1 protein-coding gene is annotated in these 1,269 nt (G+C 53.7%); it reads left to right on the top strand.

Annotated elements, in window-relative coordinates; translation table 11 throughout:
• Positions 1-227 precede the first annotated feature (227 nt).
• A complete protein-coding gene (locus tag KGA89_RS29575) occupies positions 228-1,160 on the top strand; it encodes an IS110 family transposase (protein ID WP_223473198.1) in 933 nt (310 codons plus the stop codon).
• Positions 1,161-1,269 lie beyond the last annotated feature (109 nt).

The following is a 1,269-nucleotide window of genomic DNA, read 5'->3' as shown; positions in this document are numbered from 1 at the left end:
TCGCGAGCAAGCCCGCTTGTGTCTTGCGCTGCGATTAGACTGAAGGTGAGAGCGGTGGGCGGCAAGCTGAACGCCCGAAGTGCTTAAAGCACGTGTGGGAGCCCATGCTGCCACTCACCTCTCCACTCTGGTCATTGAGCCCGAACAGTTGAACGAGCCCACCTCGAACAGTTACAAGCGTGGGCCAAGCCAGAGCGCTCTCACCTTGAGTGTAAGAGGGTTTGGCTATGTTTTCCTATCCAGCAGGTATTGATGTTTCCAAAGACAGTCTTCAGGTTCAGGTTGATCTGTTAGATGTCGGGGTGAGTTGCCCTAACGCCGAGGGTGATTTTCCTGGATTAATTGGTTGGCTACTGCTCCATCAGGTCGGTCGCGTGTTGCTGGAAGCCACAGGCGGTTACGAACGAAACGTCATGAAAGCGCTTCAGGCTGCAGGCTTTGAGGTCATTCGGATCAACCCTTGCCGTGCCAAGAACTTTGCCAAAGCAATGGGACAACAAGCTAAAACCGACCCGATAGATGCGCGCCTCCTGGCACAATTTGCAGCGGTTATCAAATCTGCTAACAGCCGGGTCACAAGTGCCGAACAGGACGACTTACGCGCACTGGTCCAGCAACGGGAAAACTTTGTTCAGCAAAGAGATGACGACAAGCGCAGACTTAAAACGGCCTCGTCTGAGGCAGTCAAACCCGCGTTGCAGAGTCATATCGACTATCTATGTGAAGCCGTTAAGCTGATAGAAAAATTGATCCGTCAAAGCGCTGAAAGCCTGGACCGTGAAAAAGTTACTCGTCTGCGCTCGGTCAAGGGGATCGGTCTCGTTACGGCGGCTAGTGTAATGGCCTATCTTCCAGAGCTCGGCGAGGTTGGCCGGCGTCAGATCGCTGCATTAGCAGGTATCGCCCCCTACAACGACGATAGCGGTACGCACAAAGGCAAACGCTACATCAGTGGCGGTAGGTTCGCCGCCAGACGCGCTCTGTATATGGCCTGCTGGTCTGTGATCAGGTTTCAGCCTGACTTCAATGCGCGGTATAAGGCGCTGCGCGAGAGAGGTAAATGCGCCAAGGTTGCGCTCATCGCATGTATGCGAGTCTTGTTGGTACGTCTAAACGCAATGATCCGGGATGGTTCTGAGTGGAAGGGCCGCATCGCCTGAATTGTGATTATGGGAATCCCCTTCAGACTTGCATAGCCCAGAGCTGTGGGAGCCTCGCTGTCCCTGGAAAAGATGGCTAAATAAATCATCCAAGACAGTTGCTCCCACA

It is taken from the genome of Pseudomonas sp. A-RE-22 (assembly GCF_019956035.1).
In the GTDB taxonomy this organism is placed as follows: domain Bacteria; phylum Pseudomonadota; class Gammaproteobacteria; order Pseudomonadales; family Pseudomonadaceae; genus Aquipseudomonas; species Aquipseudomonas brassicacearum.
Note: the sequence above shows the minus strand (reverse complement) of the source record. Positions and strands in the feature narration are given on the sequence as shown.

Coding starts and splice junctions, on each gene's coding strand:
- KGA89_RS29575 (WP_223473198.1), top strand. CDS start 228: ATGTTTTCCTATCCAGCAGGTATTGATGTTTCCAAAGACAGTCTTCAG.